This is a genomic window from Thiocapsa roseopersicina, assembly GCF_900106925.1.
Taxonomy (GTDB): Bacteria; Pseudomonadota; Gammaproteobacteria; order Chromatiales; family Chromatiaceae; genus Thiocapsa; species Thiocapsa roseopersicina.
In genome coordinates, this window is record NZ_FNNZ01000016.1 from 71683 (window position 1) to 87749 (window position 16067).

The following is a 16067-nucleotide window of genomic DNA, read 5'->3' on the forward strand; positions in this document are numbered from 1 at the left end:
TGAGCCGGCAGCCGGTTCGACTCGGATGCGCGATCCGGATGCTCGCGAGAAGGTCGTCTTTTCCGTCAGAGACCTCACCAAGATCTACGTCATGGGCGAGGTCGAGATCCAAGCCCTGCGCGGCGTCGACATCGAGCTTTATGCCGGCGAGCTGGTGGTCATGCTCGGGGCATCGGGCTCCGGAAAATCCACCCTGCTGAACATCCTCGGCGGACTCGACCGCGCGTCCGGAGGCGAGGTCCGCTATCTGGACCAGGACCTGACAGGCGCCGACGACAAGGCCCTGACCGCCTTCCGGCGCCGCCATGTCGGCTTCGTCTTCCAATTCTACAACCTCATCTCCAGCCTGACCGCGCGCGAGAACGTCGCCATCGTCACCGAGATCAGCCCCGACCCCATGATCCCGGAAGACGCCCTCGCCCTAGTCGGGCTAGAAGACCGTTTGGATCACTTCCCCTCTCAGCTCTCCGGCGGCGAGCAGCAGCGCGTCGCCATCGCACGCGCCGTCGCCAAGCAGCCGGCCGTCCTGCTCTGCGACGAACCAACCGGCGCGCTCGATTCCAAAACGGGCATCCGCGTGCTGCAGGTCATCCAACAGATCAACCGTGAACTCGGCACCACCACGGCCGTCATCACACACAACGCCGTGATCGCCGACATGGCCGACCGTGTGATTCGCTTGGCCGACGGGCGGGTGCAGGAGGTTCAGGGCAACGCGCATCGACGGGATCCCGCCGAGTTGAACTGGTGATCTCAACCGCGTGCCACGCCGCCGCCGCGGCTCAACGACCGGGGTTGAGGGCCGGCAATGCAGCGCGTTTGATTCGCAAGACGCGACTCTTGCGCGGGCGAAGCCCGGCGCCGCGGCCGACTTGCCGCATGAAGTCGCGCTTCCATCGCGCGAAGTCGAGGCCCTGCCGGCCGTAGAGCGCGGCGTCCAGCTCCTGCATCAGCCGGGTCAAGGTTGCCGGATCTGCGTGCGGACGTAGGCTCAGGATGAGTCGGGTCAGGTTGGGCTGTGTGGCCTCGCCTTGGAAGCGCAGCCGGCTGCGTGCATCGGCTTCGAAGCGGTCGCACCAGTCGATGGGGTCCGCTGCGCGATTGGCGTGGCGCACGCAGAGCAGGAATCGGCTGCTCGGCGGGAGTGCTGCGGCCGCGGCGGCGCGCATGCGCGCAACCAGCGGCGCGGGTCGCAGCCGACGGCCGACGCGATTCCACCCGTTGCCGATCAGGGCACCGAATGCGCTGAGTCTGCCGACTAGCCCTGCCGCCGTGCGGGCGCGTGGCCGATCTTTCGTCTGCGGCTTGGTGGCGTAGATGACGCCGCCCCAGTAGCCGGCGAGCAGCAGCAGAAGCCCCGTCAGCGGGAGCCACACGACGCTCCAGTCCTCTGCGCTCATGACGGAGGAGGGCATGCCGAAGGGGCCGCTCTCGCCGCCGATACTCAGGGTGCGCATCGGCAGAGTCGCGACCTCTCGCGTGCCCAGGCCGGTATTCCACCAGGGAACGCCGATCTCGGGCAGGGCCAGTCGACCGGATGACTGAGGGACCAGGGTGTAGTACTCGGTGCGGCGCGCGACCAGATCGCTGCGGTCCGCCGAGAGGCCGCTCTCGGTCAGCACCTGCTCGCGATAGACCCGGTGATCCGGTCCGGCGAGCTGGTCTTCCAAGCTCGGCAACTGAGCTGCAGTGCCTCCTGTGGCGAGAAGCTCCAACGCCAAGGTGACGGGCTGCCCGGGGGCCAGGTCGGTCTCGCGGTCGATCTCGGCCTTGAGACTCAGTGATTTCAGGGGCAGCCACGGCGTCACCGCGCTCATGGCAGGTCTGACCCGTAGGCGAATCGGTCGGTCGGTGACCGACTCGAAGCGCTGCATGCCGCCACCCATGCCTCGAACGGTTCCGGTCACCTTGATGGGTGGGATCTCGATATCGCCCGGCCGCAACGGGATCAAGCTCAGGATGAAGGTGTTGACGATCTCGCGTCGGCCGCCCTCTGCGGAACGTGATTCCGGGGTCGGTCCATCCACGCGCTGCAGCAGCGCGTCTCCGGTCGCCGGGAGATCGAGCGTGGCCTCGCCGGGATTCTCCGAGGTGACGAGCCGAAGACGCAGCAGCAAGGGTTGCTGCACATAGGGCTCCGGCTCGTCGAGCGTGGCTTCGAGCCGAGGCGGTGTGACTTGAGCCTGTGTTCGGTATTGCCCCGGATATTGCCTGGGCATCTGGTTCGGCATCTGGCCCGGAAACTGGCCGTAACCGGGTGCCCGCATCTGGCCCGGAGGATAGGCCGGTGGAACACCCTGCGGATAGGCAGGCGGGGTGCCTTGCGCGTTGGTCGGCGCCTGGGGGCGGAACTGCCAGGCTCCGGCCTGCGGCGGGGGTTGGCCGTAGGGGCCCTGCGGCTGGAAGGGCTGCTGTCCCGGGGGGGCGTAGGGCCAGGCGCTCGCCGCTTGCCCGCACAAGGCCAGCATAAGGCCCAGTATCAGACCCGGAATCAAGCCCGGCATCGGACTCGGCCCCGGAATTATCGGCCCGGATAGCCTGGTCGGACGCCGCAGACCAGCGATGCGCATCACCACGGGCGATTCTCCAAGATGGGCGCCCCCGTGGTCTGCATCCAACGCAGCTCCTCCAGACGATACTGATTGCGGATCAGGAGTGAGGGGTCCCCCTCCACCTGCTTGAGCCGCTGCTCCATCACGGCCATGCCTGCGCCCAGTGCGGGCGATCCGTCGATCGCGCCGCGTTCGTCCGTCGCGTCCTCCCCCAATTGGTCGCCGGGCCGGTCGCCGAGCTGATCGAAACGCTCTGCGGCCTCGGGCTGGGTCTCGGTGCCGAGCGTCTCGGGTGGCTTGACCTCTGCCGGACCGGGCGGACCCTTACGGGGTGTTCGGCCGGTGGCCTCGTCTGTGCCACCGTCATCGCGATCGGGCTGGCTCGGATCCGAGCCGGGGGCGTCCGAGCGTCCCTGATCGGCGGAATCCGGCTCTTCGCCGTCCTGTTCGGGTGATTCGGGCTCGTCGCGACTCGGGTCGCGTCCGTCATTTGGATCATCCTCGGAGGATGGGGCCCCGGACGACTCGTCTTGCGGTGCTTGCGTCGGGTCTTCCTCGCCGTCGGCGGGCTCGCCCGCTTGCTGCGGTGTTGCGGAGGTTTCGGTCGATGGCTTGGATTCGGACTCGTCCTCGCCGTCCTCGCCGCCGGCGTCGCTCGCATCGCCGGGCTCGCCGTCCTTTCCGGACTCGGATGCGGATGCGGTCTCCTCGCCGGACGTGCCGTTCGGCGTGGTCCGGTCCCCGGTGTCGCCTCGATCGCTCTCGCTCTCCGTTTGGTCGGACTCGCCGGTATCCGAGTCGGTTGCGCTGTCCGGTGCCGAGCCGGTCTTGTCGGTGTCGTCGGCGCCACGCGCGTCGCTGGACTCGCCCTGCGCCTGACCCTCGGTGGATTCGGAGCTGTCGCTGCCTTGGCCTTGACCCGTCTCGTCGCCTTCGCCCTCGGTTTGCGACTCGCTTTGCTGGCCGGAGCCCTCGGAGAATTGATCCTGCGAGCCGCTGTCCTCGCTTTGCTCGTCGCCGGACTCTTCGCCTTCGGATTCTTGTTGCTGCTCCGCGCCTTCTTGTTGCTCGGATTGCTGTTGCTGCTCGCCCTGCGACTCCTCCTTGGACTGCTCGTCCTCCTTGGATTCCTGCGCCTCCTCGGACTTTTGCTGCGGCGATTGCTGCTCCTGTTGCTCTTCTTCTTGTGATTCACGATCGCGCTCTTCGGGGCTCGGTGTCGGATCGTCGCCTTCTTCCTGTTTCGCCTCCTCGCGAAATTGCTCCTGCTCAAGCCTCGCCAAGGTGGCGCGAGTGACCGCGAGGTTATGGGCCGCATCCGCGTGGCTCGGATCCTCGCGCAGAACCGACTCGTAGGCAGATGCTGCGCCCGTGTAGTCGCCGCGCTCGAATCGGGTGTTGCCGAGGTTGTAGCGGGCCGACTGGCCCTCCTTGCCCGGTTCGGCCTCGCCGAAGGCCCGTTCTGCTTCTTCGAGTCGTCCCGCGCGATAGAGGGCCACGCCTTGTCGATAGGGATCCGAGAAGGCCTCCGCCGCGGCGTCGAAGTCACCCGCCTGATAGGTCTCGAGCGCCTCCTGCTCTGAGGTCTTGAACCATCCGGCGACTGCCTGGTACGGCAGACAAACGGCGAGCATCAGGAGCGCTGCGCCCGAGCAGGGCTGAACGCCGTGGCGCAGGATCGACGCGATGCTCATGAGGATGTTCTCCGCCGAATCGGTGCGCGGAACCGGGTCAGCAGAAGCAGCATGACGAGAACGACGGGGATCCAATAGCGCTCGTTCCACACCCGGGTGCGCTCGTCGCTCGATTGCGGCGGCAGACGCGAGACCGAGACCGCGCGCAGGATGGCGTCCGAGTCCGAGTCACGATAGTCGGAAATCCGATGGATGCCGGCGCCGGCCTCCGCCAGATCCGCCAAAAGCACGGCATCGAGCGAGGAGCGGACCGGCTCGCCGCTGAGATCGCGGATGAATCCGCCGGCCGGCCCCGGCACCAATCCGCCCTCGGCTGTGCCGATCCCCAACGTGTGGATGCGGATCCCTTGCGATGCCAGTCGTGCGAACTGCTCGGGGAGATCAGGCTCCTCGAAGTCGCCGTCCGAGATCAAGAGGATGGAGCGGGCACTGTCCTCGGGCAGACCCGCCAGGAGCAGCTCCGCGCGCGCGAGCGCCGCCCCCACGCGACTGCCCTGCAGGTTTGGATTGGCAAGCTCGCTCGACAGTGCAGGCAGTGCATTGAGGATCGTCTGGGTGTCCTCCGTGATCGGCGAGATGACGTGCGGCACGGAGGCGAAGACGATGAGCCCGAGACGCGCCTCGCGGTTCTTGCCGATGAGATCGCTGATCTCGTGACGGGCGCGGCCGAGGCGGTTCGGGGTGACGTCGGCGACCTGCATGGAGCGCGAGATATCGAGCAAGATCAGCAGGTTGTTCCCTGGGTGGAAGAGCCGCACGTCGGTGGCATCCCAGCGCGGGCCGGCCATCGCCGTCAGGACGAGCGCCCACAAGAGAGCCCAGCTCAGGTATCGGCCCCAACGCTCGGTGGTGCGTAGATCGCGCGTCCCGGTCAGGTGCGGCAGCAGATGCGGATCGGCATAGCGGTGCAGCGGGCCTTGGGCGGCGCGTGCTGCACTGCGCTTGAGCCAGTAGGCGACCGGGAGCAAGGCCAGGAGGCCGAGGAACCACAGTGGTTGCTCGAAGTGAAAACCGCCGTCAAACACCCGCTGTTCTCCCGACGAAACGCTTGCGACCTTCGGGGAAGAGACCGAGACCGAGCAAGGCGATCAATGCGAGTCCGAGTGGCCAGCGGTAGAGCGGTTGCGGCAGGTAGGCGGTGCGGGTCTCCGCCTCGGTCTTCTCGAGCTGGCCGATACGCGCCGAGATCTCTTCGAGCGCGCGGGTGTCGGTCGCGCGGAAATACGCCCCGCCGGTCAGCTCGGCGATCTCTTCGAGGACGCCTTCGTCCATGGTCAGATCGTCGCGATACCGCACCACGCCCTCTTCGAGGATCGGGATGCTCGCCTGCTTGCTGCCGACCCCGATCACGTAGACGCGTACCCCGTTCTCTCGGGCGACCGTCGCCGCTTCGGACGGTGCGAAACGCCCGGCATTGTTGTCACCGTCGGCGATGACGATCATGACCCGTGATCCCTCGGGGCGCTCGCGCAGCTTCACCACCCCGAGCGCAATGGCGTCGCCCAGCGCGGTCGCCGGGCCGGCGATGCTCGGGACGATTCCGTCGAGGAGTTGACGCACCGCGAGCCGGTCCAGGCTCAGGGGCGAGAGCACGAACGCTTGGCTGCCGAAGACCACGAGACCGACGCGATCGCCGCTGCGGCCCTCGATAAAGCGGCCCATGACCCCGCGCACGACGCTCATGCGGTTGACCGGGCGGCCATCGACCGTGAAATCCAGCGCCTCCATCGAGTGCGAGGCGTCGACCGTGATCATGAGGTCGTAACCCGGCGTGCTGATCTCGGTATAGGGCGTCAGCCACTGCGGCCGCATCAGCGCCAAGACCAGTGCGATCCAGAGCAGATAAAGCAACGCGCGGTAGAGCCAGCCGGTGAGCTGCAGACCGGGGCGTCGCGCGGTAAAGGCCGCCTGGAGTGCGATGATCTGCGGGTGCAGCAGGGTGACACGCTGACCTTCGAGCGTCGTCTCGGCGGGATCCTGTCCGCGCTCCGGCCAGAGCCAGGGCAGGAGGAGCGGAAAGGGCAGAAGGAGTGCGGCCCAGGGCCAATGAAACTCAAACATGGCGGATCTCAAGCACGGGCATTCCCCCGCGCCCTGCGCCACGGCAGGCGCCGGGTCAGGCCCTGGATCGCGCGTTGGCTCAGGCCGTGGCGTCGACCCTGCGGAGCGTCGCGGACCTCGACCCAGGCGAATGCCGCGTCGATCAAGGACAGGAGATCCTTCGCGCCGACGCGGCTGCGCAGCGCGTCGGCCGGTGCATAGGGTGCGTCGATCAGGACGCGTCCCCGCTCGGGCCAGGGAAAACCGTTCGGATCCTGTGCGGCGAGCCAATCGAGCCAAGCCGTCCCCGTGAGGCCCGCGCAGACCGGGCGTCCGAGCCTGGCCATGGCGATACGCCGCAGCAGCTCGGAGAGCTCGCCGAGGATCTGTTTGGCATCCTGCCCCTTGCCGGCGCGGCGTCTGAGATCGCGCAGCGCGGCGGCGGCCTCCCAACGCCAGGTGCCGAGCGTGATGCCGGGGATGGGGATGCGTAGACTGATTCGGGCACGCGAGCGCCAAACGAAGATGACGAGCAGCGTCAGCGCGATCGCCAGCAACCACCAGCCGGGGGCCGGCGGCCACCAGTGGATGGGCGGTATGTCGTGGATATCGCGCAGCATCGCGATGGGCGGGGAGGGGGGGAGGATCGGGTCCATCACACCGCCCGCGAGCGTGCCCGCTGCTCCAAGGCGCGGATCAGGCTGAGATGGATCTCGGCATCGGTGCGCACCGGGAGCAGGATGATCCCGAGACGATGGACCACCGCCTGGAGCAGGGCGCGCCGATCTTCCCATGCCGCACGATAGCTGCGCCGGGCCTGTGGGTCGTCGGTGTCGACCTCGACCAGGGTGCCGTCGGTGCCGGTGAAGGTGGTGATGCCCATCGCCGGGATCTCCCAATCCGCCGGGTCGTCGACCGGGATCAGCGCGACCGAATTGCGTTGTCCCAGATCACCGAGGATCGCCTCCAGGCCCATGGCATCACGATTGAGATCGGCGATCACGAAGACGAGCGAGCCGGTGGGCAGACCCGAGGTCGCGCGCCGCAGCGCGCCGCCGAGACAATCGACCGATGGATCCAGCTCGGCACCGGGCACGGTGAGGGTGCGCAGCAGTTGCCAGAGTGCGCGGCGACCGCGCGAGGGACGAAAGTGTTGGAGTCCGGTGGAGGGATCGCCGAAGACGAGCCCGCCGACCCGGTCGTTGAGCCGACTCGCCGCCCAGCCGATCAAGGCCGCCGCACGGGCCGCCTGCACCGACTTGAAGGTCCCGCGCGTGCCGAAGGCCATATGCGGACCCTTGTCGACACAGAGCACCACCGAGCGCTCGCGCTCCTCGCGGAAGATCTTCATGTGCGGCTCGTTGGTGCGGGCCGTCACCTTCCAATCCATATAGCGGATGTCGTCGCCCTCGCGGTACTCGCGCACCTCCTCGAAGTTGACCCCGGCGCCGCGAAAGACCGACGCGTAGAGCCCGGCGAAGGTCGAGTTGACCAGATGATGGGAGGGAAGGCCGAGCGTGTGCGCCTGATGGCGCAGCTCCAGCAGGTCGTCGAGACGGGGATAGAGGCTCATCGTCAGCCGGCCGATGTCAGGGGATGGCCACCAGGGTCAGGAGTCGGTTGACGAAGACGTCCGTGGTGACCCCCTCGGCTTCTGCCTCGAAGGTCAATAGCAAACGATGGCGCAGGATCTCGGGGACGACGGCCTGGATATGGTGCGGTGCGACGAAGTCGTCGCCGTCGAGCCAAGCCCGCGCGCGGGAGCAGCGGGCGACGGCGATACTGGCGCGCGGCGAGGCACCGAACCGGCACCAGCGTCCGAGGTCGCGGTCATAGAGCTTCGGCTGACGGGTCGCCTGCACCAGGTCGACGATATAGCTGTGCAGCTTCGGGTCCAGATAGAGCCCGGCGACGTCGCGGCGCATCGCGAAGAGATCGGCCTGGCTCAGGCGCTCGACCGGCGCGGTCTCGGGCTCCTTCTGCTGGCGGGCGTCGAGCTCGAGGATCTTCAGCTCCTCGTCGCGGCTGGGGTAGGTCACGACCGCCTGCATCAGGAAGCGGTCGAGCTGCGCCTCGGGCAGGTGGTAGGTACCTTCCTGCTCTACTGGGTTCTGGGTCGCCAAAACCATGAAGAGCTTGGGCAGCGGATAGGTCTTCAGGCCGACCGTGATCTGGTGCTCGGCCATCGATTCCAGCAAGGCCGATTGGACCTTGGCCGGCGCGCGGTTGACCTCGTCGGCGAGCAGGATGTTGTGGAAGAGCGGGCCGGGTCGGAACTCGAATTCGCCCTTCTCATGGCGATAGATGTCGGTGCCGATCAGATCCGACGGCAAGAGATCCGGCGTGAACTGGATGCGGTGGAAGTCGCCCTCCAGTGCATCGGCCAGCGCCTTCACGGCGGTTGTCTTGGCCAAACCCGGCATGCCCTCGACCAAGAGATGCCCGTCGCTCAGCAGGCAGATCAGCATGCTGTCGATGAAGGACGCTTGTCCGATGATGCGGGATGCGATGTGGTCGCGAACGGGCTTGAGATCGCTTGGCGTCATGCTCTTTTACGTCTTGTCCGGGTGGCTGACTGCTTGAGGGGGGCTGGACCGCCGATTCTTCCGATCGGTCGCGTCCGGCCACTTATGCTGTGCCTTTTCCGGGGCAAGTGCAAGCCTCGTCCGGACCTGCGGGCTTACCTGATTTATCAGCATATTCAGATGTTTTCATCCGGTCGCCTGCCGTATCGGCGCTGGCTGAGACATGCGCATGGGATGGCAATGTCCGTCCGTCGACTCGACAGCGAACAGACGTCGCGCAAGCCTTGACAAACCGGTTGTACACATGGGCTCGGAACCTCTTCTCGCCGAGCCTTTGATCTTTTGAAGAGTCGAGCATCGATCGGCCACGAAACGTCAATCAATTGGTTTTTAATAGCGAATTTTAGGCGATCAAGATCTGACCGATCTGTTTTCAGTCGAGCAACCGCGAGCCTTCCGGCGTGTTGATCAGGCGTTCTCCACATACTTATCCACAGGTTCTGTTGGCATCTCCGAAATGCCTACTGGGGCGGATGTGTTGCCGTGCAGTTGCGAGTCCGGGACGCAAGTGTTGCCGCTAAGTTGCGAAAAGCCTGAGTTCCGGTTCGGCTCGACTGGCCGGCGTGTTGGATGGCGGACCGGTGCGACCCTGCAGGCGTTTGCGTCGCATCCTATCGGCGGACCGATCAATCCGGCTAGGCTTGCGGGCGCGGCGGCTGATGGCCGAGCTGCGCGGAGATCTGCTCGGCGGCCTCGATGAGGTCCGTGGTCCACTCGAGCCGGCGTCGATCGATCGGCGCGGAGACCGACAGCCCGGCGCTCACGTTGCCGGTGCTGTCGTAGAGCAGGACGCCGATACAGCCGACATCGAGCTCGGCCTCCTCGTTGTCCAAGGCATATCCCTTCGCCAGCGACTCGCGGCACTCGGCGAGCAGGCGGGGGAGGGTGCTGACGGTGTTGCGGGTGTAGGCGGGCAGATTGGTGCGTGCGGCATAGGCACGAATCGCCTCCTCGCCCGCGGCGCCCAGCATCAGCTTGCCCACTGCGGTGACGTGCAGCGGAGCGCGCGAGCCCACCAGTTGCTGCACGTGGATCATCCGGTTCGGCGTCGCCTTCTCGATGTAGACCACCGCGTCGCCTTCGCGGATGGTCAGGTTCACGGTTTCGCCCAACCGGTCGCGCAACGACTCCATTACGGGCCGCGCGATGGCGCGGACATCCACGTTGGCGTGCAGCCTCACGCCCAATTGGAGCAACCGCAGCCCGAGACGGTAACGCCCGACCGCGTCCTTCTCGACGAACCGGTTCTGGATCAGCGAGGCTAGGATGCGATGCGCGGTCGAGGCATGCAGCCCCGTCTCGGCGGCCAGGATCTTGAGACTCACGGGCTCGGAATAACGGGCGATCGCGTCCAGGAGGGCGGCGGCCCGGTCGATGACCTGGATGTGGGCTTGGATCTGATCCGGTTTGGATTGATCGGTCATGGTCGGCTCAATCCAAGGTCTCGACCGCGAAGCCGACCAGCTGTCGGCGCTCGCGACTGAATTCCACGCCGATCAGATGCATGGGTTGGCCGTCGGCGCGGTACTTGTCCGCGTAGCCGCGGCCCTTGATCTGCTGCAAGGCCCGGCCCTCGGGCTCCAATTCGACGACCTTGAACTCGAACAGATAGATCTGCCCGTTGAAGCGCAGGGCCAAATCCAGCCGGCCGGCGTGACTGCTCTCCTCCGGGGTTAGATCCAATCCGAGTGCGGCGAAATAGGCGTAGAAGACGCTCGCGTAATAGCCTTCGTAGCGGGCGATCGGGTTGTTGCGATACCAGTCGTTGGGGATGCTCGCGAAGAAGGCGGTGAAGAGCTGCCGCAGTCCGTCAAAGTCATTGGCCAGCAGCAGGCGATAGAGGGATTTGCGGTGCTGGACCTCGGTCTGGTCAGGCGGGGTCCACGCGGTCAGCAAGGCGCCGTTGAGGCTTTGGTAGACCTCGCGATTGGGGTAGCGCAGTTGATAGAAATAGGTGCCGCTGATCTCCTCCTCGCGCTCGATGGTGAGATAACCGCTCTGGAAGAGCAGCGCCTCGGTCGCGATGTGGTCGACCTCGAAGGCGGAGAGCAGTGTGGCGTCGGTCTCCATGTGGCCGAGCCGGGGGAGCCAGGTCTCGCGTTCGGTGAGCAGGTCGACGAGAAAGGTCGGGGTGCCGGTCTCGAACCACCAGGGGCGGAACTGGCGCTCCTTGAACAGCAGCAGCACATCGAAGGGGTTGTAGACGGCCTCGCCGGTCCAGTTGTAACCGTTGTACCAGAGCCGGATCCGCTCTCGATCCAACCCCTCGAGCTCCGGGGCGAAGACACAGTCCAGATCCGTCTCGGTATAGCCGCAGATGCCCGAATATTCGCGTGACAGGGTGACATCGCGCAGATTATTGAGCCCCGAAAAGAGGCTGACCTTACTGAATTTGCTGACCCCGGTCAGAAAGGCGAAGCGGATATGGGCGTCGGAGTCCTTGATCACCGAGTAGAGGTTGCGCAGCCCGTCGCGCAGCTCGCGGGCGACCTCCGGGTGGCCGAGATTGTCGAGGATGGGTTTGTCGTATTCGTCGACCAAGACGACAACGCGTTGGCCCCTCGTTGTATGCGCGGCTTCGAGTAGCTCGGCGAAACAGCCGACGATGTCGGTCTCGTCCGAACAGCTCAGATCCAGAGCCCGGCGGTTCTTCTGCAGGAGTGCCAAGATACGCCGATCAAGCTCCCCGCGCGTCTGAATCACCCCGCCGCCGAAGCTTATTCGGATGACCGGATAGCGCGTCGCCCAATCCCAGTGCTCATGAATGTGAAGGCCGCGAAACAACGGCTCGGTGCCCGCGAACAGCTCGCCCAGCGTGTCGAGAAAGAGCGACTTGCCGAAGCGACGCGGGCGCGACAGGAAGTAATATTTGCCCTCGCCGATCAGACGCCGAGCAAAGTCGGTCTTGTCGACATAGTAGTGGTCACCGTCGCGGATCTCGCGAAAGGTCTGGATGCCGATGGGCAGGATCTTCCGGGTCATGGCAGGGGTCTGAACGGTGAGTGAGCATCCCGGGATTGTAGACCCTGGCGAGCACGCGACGAACTCGACGGACCGAAACACCGCTGGCGTTGGCCGTTTCTGTTCGAACCACCGATTTGATCACCGAGCTGGTCGGGTTTGTGAGCAAGACCCGCAGCTCGACCGCCGTACCCATGCCGTTTGCCGGGAGGTCACGAAATGCGTGCCGGTGCACAATCATCATCGATCGCATGAACCATATTTCGACGCGGACCGCCGACTGCACGCGGACCCTTTCGATCATCCAAGGACGACACTCATGATCCTCTTCAAGCTCCCCGTCAAGCTGATCCTCCTGGTCTTGACCGCTATCGCGGCAGGTGTGCTCTGGCAGCAGGCGCAATTGAGCGTCCTGGCCTTGAGCCGTATCGATCCCGTCCCCGAGACGCGGGCGATGGTGGCAGAGGAACGCTATGCCGATGCGGCCGGCTATCTCGACTTTTTCATGGCCTATGACTACGTCAATCAGGATCCGGCCGCCCGAGCGCTGCACGCCGAGATCCAATCGGTGCGCGACAGCTTGAGCTATCAGGCCGGCAAGTTGTCCGAGGGTCTGATCAGCGGCAGCAGCGACGAGAACATCGGCAGAGGCGCAGGTGTCATCACCGACCTCTTCGTCATCGGCGATATCCGCGATCTTGCCAACCAGGCGACCAAATTCGTTCAGGGCGAGGACGTCGACGAGGTCGTCACCGCGCTCGCGTCCATCGGCCTGGTCGCTACGGGCGCGCAGCTCGCGAGCATTGGGGCCACAGCTGGTACCGCCGGGGCCGCGGCCCCGACCGTTGCTGCGAGCACGACGGCCAAGGGCGGCATCATCATCCTCAAGGCCGCGCGTAAGCTCGGCAAGCTCCCGCCGTGGCTCGGCAAAGCCATCATCAAAGGCGCCAAAACGGTCAAGCAAACCAAGAAGCTCGACGCGGTCACCGATCTCTTCAACGACGTCTATCGACTCGCCAAGACCCGCGGGGGGCTGACCCTGCTGAGCAAGACCACTGACGCCGCATCGTTGCGCCGCATGGCCAAGCTTGCCGACACCTTCGGCGATCAAACCGCGACCCTTTATCGCATCGGCGGCAACAGCTTCGTCCGCGCCGCCGGGCGCGCCGGGGATCTGGGTGTGGACAGCATCAAGGTGGCGGCGACCTACGGCAAAGGCGGCCTGCAGGTGCTCGACAAGGTCGGTGCATTGAAGTTTGCGAAGTTCACCGCCCGCGGCAGTAAAATCGCCTACAAAGGAGACGTCGTTCAATTGCTTGCGCGTCTGTTCCTCAAGGTGCCCGATTGGGTGTTGTATCTCCTGGTCGCGCTCGGTGCCTTCGTCTGGGTGCCTTGGCGGTGGCTCGGGCGGCTCCGAAGGACGACGAGGCAAATCAGGGTCTCGATCGGTCGCTCGGTCGCTCGGTCCGTCCGGTGATCACGAGATGATCTGCGTGCGAATGGGATGGCGACGTGAGGCGGGCTCAGATCCGTTCGGCTTGCGCCGGAGTGCATCGAGGCGGACTGATCGAGGCGGACTGGCGGAGCGATGCAACCGCATGCTCGCGGGCCGGAGCCGGGGGTTGCCGGTCGAGTGAGGTGCGAATGGGAAACATCGGCCGATGCAGCAGCTGCTAAGCTGTCGCTGTCCGGTCTAGACCCGGCATGGCTCCACCACACACATCGCCTACACCGACACGTTCCGAACGCACATGGCACACCCACACCCGCAATCATCGTCTCGCGCCTCGCGAGGCAAGACAGCGACCCAATGCCCCTTTGACTACAGTCGACTCAAGGCACGTTGGGCCGAGCAGAGGCAGGAATCCGCGAATCTGTCCGAATGCCTGCTGGATCAGGTGGAGCGCGAGGGTGCGGCCGTCTTCAGTCGTTATCACGCGACGCGCGCCATCGCGTTCGGCTCATTGGTCGAGGGTCGAGTGCACCCGCGCTCCGATATCGACTTGGTGGTCTTGGGAACGGACCCCACGGACTACTGGGCGCTGCGCCGCGATCTGGAAGAGACGATCGGGCGCCCGATCGACCTCCACACCGAGTCTGACGACGCCCGTTTTGTTGCCAAGGCCATTGATCGAGGCAAAGTGATTTATGCCGCATAACATCGCACTGTTGCGTGCCGACATCGAAGATGAGTTGGCCAAGCTCGAAGAGTTGGCACGGGTCTTCGACACGGTCCGCGAAAAGCTTGATCTGGAGCCGGCCGAGGTCTCCGTGTACGATCGAGGCGCCATCGGCTACTTGCTGCACAATTTCTACAGCGGCTGCGAGAACATGTTTCGGCGCATCGCGGCCTTTTTCGAGAACGACATCGGTACGGACACCTGGCATGCCGACCTGCTGCGCCGCATGAAGCTGAATGTCGAGGGCTACCGACCGGCGGTCATCGATGACGAGCTGTACCGACTTTTGCAGGATTTTCGCGGTTTTCGTCATGTATTCCGCAACGCCTACTCGTTTGAGCTGGATTGGGAGCGCGAGCGGCTGGTGGCCCTGCGTTTCGAGACAACGCTGAACCTGGTCCGAGAGCAGGTCGCAGCGTTTCTGGATGGATTGGATGAATTGCGATAGAGACGACTCCCGCGACAAGCGCTACGCCGCCGACCGAAAAATCCGTCCCGAATAGCGACGCCGGCGCGGGCTCACTTGACAGCGACGGGCCGCAAGGGAATCCCGAACTCGCGTCAAATACCCGCGAAAAGAAACCAACAGGCGGCGACAGCCGCGATGACTGCAACCAGATCGGCAGTGAGTGCCGCGGCCAGCGTATGGCGCATCCGCCGGATCCGCACCGCGCCGAAATAGACCGCGAGCACGTAGAAGGTGGTTTCGGTCGAGCCCTGGATCGTCGAGACCAGATAGCCGACATAGCTGTCCGGGCCGATGGCGGGGTCGTTGATGATGGAGGCCATGACGCCATAGGCGCCGGAGCCCGACAGCGGGCGGAGCAGGGCCATCGGCAGGGCCTCGGCGGGTAGTCCCACCCGGGAGGTGAAGCCGCCGAGCAGGTTGACCAGCACGTCCATCGCACCGCTCGCGCGGAACATGGCGACCGCGACCAGGATGGCAACCAGATAGGGAATGATCCGCAGCGCGACCTGAAAGCCCTCTTGCGCCCCTTCCACGAAGACCTCGTAGACACGCACGCCGCGCAGCACGCCGAACATCAGAAATCCCAGCATCAGCGAGGGCACGATCCAGGGCGAGACACGGTCGCCCCAGAGGATCGCCGCCGGGATGAGCGCGACTACGCCGCCCAAGGCCAGGATCGAGACCCAGATCGGATAGGCGCCGGAGTCGGCGGGTAGTTCAGCCGGCGGATCGGCACCGGCCGGGGTGTCCTCGACCGGAGTCGTCGCCGTGATCGTCGTGCTTGGCTCGGGCGGTCCGAGCGGTGAGAAGCGCTGATAGGCACGCGCGGCGAGAATGGCGGCGATGGTGGCACACAGGGTCGCGAAGAGTGTCGTCGGCAGGATCCCGGCCGGATCGTTCGACCCCGCGGCGGCACGCAGCGCGATCACGCCGGTCGGCAGCAGGGTGACGCTCGAGGTGTTGATGGCGAGAAAGAGCGCCATCGAGTTGGTCGCCGTGCCGGGCCGCGTATTGAGCTTGTCGAGCTCCTGCATTGCGCGGATGCCGAAGGGCGTGGCGGCGTTGCCCAGCCCGAGCGCGTTCGCGGACATGTTCAGGATCATAGCCCCCATCGCCGGATGGTCGGGCGGAACCTCCGGAAAGAGGCGCGTCATCAGCGGGCGGATCAGGCGCGCGATGACGACGAGCATGCCGCCGGCCTCCGCGACCTTCATCAGTCCGAGAAACAGCGTCATCACCCCGACCAGGCCGATGGCCAACTCCACCGCACCGCTCGCCGCCGCCAGCATCTCGCTCGACAGCACGGCCATCGGCGTCTGTGCGCCCTCGACTACGGGTAGGGTCAGCTCCCGCCAGGCGGTGGCGAGGAAGCCGATCAGGACGATCCCGAAGAAGATCCCGTTCATGTAAACCGCGTCATGTGCGACATGTGTTGGTTTGGGGTTGGGATTGATGTCGCCGCATCCTGCGACCTCAGTCGGTGACGCGGTTTAGATATTTGGAATTCTTTATCTCCGAAACGCGTCGCGCAGAGGTCGTGAATTGAGCCACGCTCAAGCCCAGCTCGACACGACCTGACTTCAACG

The 16067-nt window shown here is 65.4% G+C and carries 14 protein-coding genes; 4 read left to right on the forward strand and 10 right to left on the reverse strand.

Going from position 1 to position 16067, the window contains the following annotated elements; translation table 11 throughout:
* Positions 1-25 precede the first annotated feature (25 nt).
* Positions 26-751: an ABC transporter ATP-binding protein gene (locus BLV04_RS16355; RefSeq protein WP_093034528.1), complete on the forward strand. Its 726-nt coding sequence runs from the start codon at positions 26-28 to the stop codon at positions 749-751.
* Positions 752-782: 31 nt separating this feature from the next.
* Here BLV04_RS16355 and BLV04_RS16360 read toward each other — a convergent pair whose 3' ends face one another.
* From BLV04_RS16360 to BLV04_RS16400, 9 genes are all read right to left on the reverse strand, one after another.
* Positions 783-2504, reverse strand: coding sequence for a BatD family protein (locus tag BLV04_RS16360; protein WP_175534666.1), 1722 nt, complete (start codon positions 2502-2504; stop codon positions 783-785).
* Positions 2505-2569: 65 nt separating this feature from the next.
* Positions 2570-4246, reverse strand: a complete 1677-nt coding sequence (locus BLV04_RS16365) for a tetratricopeptide repeat protein (protein ID WP_093034532.1) — start codon at positions 4244-4246, stop codon at positions 2570-2572.
* Positions 4243-5271 carry a VWA domain-containing protein gene (locus tag BLV04_RS16370; RefSeq protein ID WP_093034534.1) on the reverse strand — a complete coding sequence of 343 codons (1029 nt, stop codon included), beginning with the start codon at positions 5269-5271 and terminating at the stop codon, positions 4243-4245. The genes BLV04_RS16365 and BLV04_RS16370 overlap by 4 nt, the downstream gene beginning before the upstream one ends.
* Complete coding sequence (locus BLV04_RS16375; RefSeq protein ID WP_093034536.1) at positions 5264-6307, reverse strand: VWA domain-containing protein; 1044 nt, start codon at positions 6305-6307, stop codon at positions 5264-5266. Before BLV04_RS16375 ends, BLV04_RS16370 begins: the two co-directional genes overlap by 8 nt.
* A gap of 8 nt (positions 6308-6315) precedes the next feature.
* On the reverse strand, positions 6316-6942 hold the full coding sequence (locus tag BLV04_RS16380; RefSeq protein WP_093034538.1) for a DUF4381 domain-containing protein: 627 nt from the start codon (positions 6940-6942) through the stop codon (positions 6316-6318).
* Complete coding sequence (locus BLV04_RS16385) at positions 6942-7859, reverse strand: DUF58 domain-containing protein (RefSeq protein WP_093034541.1); 918 nt, start codon at positions 7857-7859, stop codon at positions 6942-6944. The genes BLV04_RS16380 and BLV04_RS16385 overlap by 1 nt, the downstream gene beginning before the upstream one ends.
* Before the next feature lie 16 nt (positions 7860-7875).
* Positions 7876-8832: an AAA family ATPase gene (locus tag BLV04_RS16390; RefSeq protein WP_093034544.1), complete on the reverse strand. Its 957-nt coding sequence runs from the start codon at positions 8830-8832 to the stop codon at positions 7876-7878.
* Positions 8833-9506: 674 nt separating this feature from the next.
* Entirely contained in the window at positions 9507-10295 is a 789-nt protein-coding gene (locus BLV04_RS16395; RefSeq protein ID WP_093034547.1) for an IclR family transcriptional regulator, read from the reverse strand.
* Between the two features lie 7 nt (positions 10296-10302).
* On the reverse strand, positions 10303-11853 hold the full coding sequence (locus BLV04_RS16400) for a PD-(D/E)XK nuclease domain-containing ATP-binding protein (RefSeq protein WP_093034550.1): 1551 nt from the start codon (positions 11851-11853) through the stop codon (positions 10303-10305).
* A gap of 298 nt (positions 11854-12151) precedes the next feature.
* Between BLV04_RS16400 and BLV04_RS16405 the strand changes: the two genes are divergently transcribed.
* The 3 genes from BLV04_RS16405 (at position 12152) to BLV04_RS16415 (ending at position 14460) form a co-directional block, all read left to right on the forward strand.
* Positions 12152-13309, forward strand: coding sequence for a hypothetical protein (locus BLV04_RS16405; RefSeq protein ID WP_093034553.1), 1158 nt, complete (start codon positions 12152-12154; stop codon positions 13307-13309).
* 274 nt (positions 13310-13583) lie between these two features.
* On the forward strand, positions 13584-13991 hold the full coding sequence (locus BLV04_RS16410) for a nucleotidyltransferase family protein (RefSeq protein WP_093034556.1): 408 nt from the start codon (positions 13584-13586) through the stop codon (positions 13989-13991).
* Positions 13981-14460 (forward strand): ribonuclease toxin HepT-like protein, encoded by a 480-nt coding sequence (locus tag BLV04_RS16415; protein ID WP_093034559.1) that lies wholly within the window; start codon positions 13981-13983, stop codon positions 14458-14460. Before BLV04_RS16410 ends, BLV04_RS16415 begins: the two co-directional genes overlap by 11 nt.
* A gap of 113 nt (positions 14461-14573) precedes the next feature.
* Here BLV04_RS16415 and BLV04_RS16420 read toward each other — a convergent pair whose 3' ends face one another.
* On the reverse strand, positions 14574-15887 hold the full coding sequence (locus BLV04_RS16420) for a spore maturation protein (protein ID WP_093034562.1): 1314 nt from the start codon (positions 15885-15887) through the stop codon (positions 14574-14576).
* Positions 15888-16067 lie beyond the last annotated feature (180 nt).

Excerpts from the sequence above, each read along its gene's own strand:
- BLV04_RS16355 (WP_093034528.1), top strand. The coding sequence starts at position 26 with ATGCGCGATCCGGATGCTCGCGAGAAGGTCGTCTTTTCCGTCAGAGAC.
- BLV04_RS16360 (WP_175534666.1), bottom strand. The coding sequence starts at position 2,504 with ATGCCGGGCTTGATTCCGGGTCTGATACTGGGCCTTATGCTGGCCTTG.
- BLV04_RS16365 (WP_093034532.1), bottom strand. The coding sequence starts at position 4,246 with ATGAGCATCGCGTCGATCCTGCGCCACGGCGTTCAGCCCTGCTCGGGC.
- BLV04_RS16375 (WP_093034536.1), bottom strand. The coding sequence starts at position 6,307 with ATGTTTGAGTTTCATTGGCCCTGGGCCGCACTCCTTCTGCCCTTTCCG.
- BLV04_RS16380 (WP_093034538.1), bottom strand. The coding sequence starts at position 6,942 with ATGGACCCGATCCTCCCCCCCTCCCCGCCCATCGCGATGCTGCGCGAT.
- BLV04_RS16385 (WP_093034541.1), bottom strand. The coding sequence starts at position 7,859 with ATGAGCCTCTATCCCCGTCTCGACGACCTGCTGGAGCTGCGCCATCAG.
- BLV04_RS16390 (WP_093034544.1), bottom strand. The coding sequence starts at position 8,832 with ATGACGCCAAGCGATCTCAAGCCCGTTCGCGACCACATCGCATCCCGC.
- BLV04_RS16395 (WP_093034547.1), bottom strand. The coding sequence starts at position 10,295 with ATGACCGATCAATCCAAACCGGATCAGATCCAAGCCCACATCCAGGTC.
- BLV04_RS16400 (WP_093034550.1), bottom strand. The coding sequence starts at position 11,853 with ATGACCCGGAAGATCCTGCCCATCGGCATCCAGACCTTTCGCGAGATC.
- BLV04_RS16405 (WP_093034553.1), top strand. The coding sequence starts at position 12,152 with ATGATCCTCTTCAAGCTCCCCGTCAAGCTGATCCTCCTGGTCTTGACC.
- BLV04_RS16410 (WP_093034556.1), top strand. The coding sequence starts at position 13,584 with ATGGCACACCCACACCCGCAATCATCGTCTCGCGCCTCGCGAGGCAAG.
- BLV04_RS16415 (WP_093034559.1), top strand. The coding sequence starts at position 13,981 with ATGCCGCATAACATCGCACTGTTGCGTGCCGACATCGAAGATGAGTTG.
- BLV04_RS16420 (WP_093034562.1), bottom strand. The coding sequence starts at position 15,887 with ATGAACGGGATCTTCTTCGGGATCGTCCTGATCGGCTTCCTCGCCACC.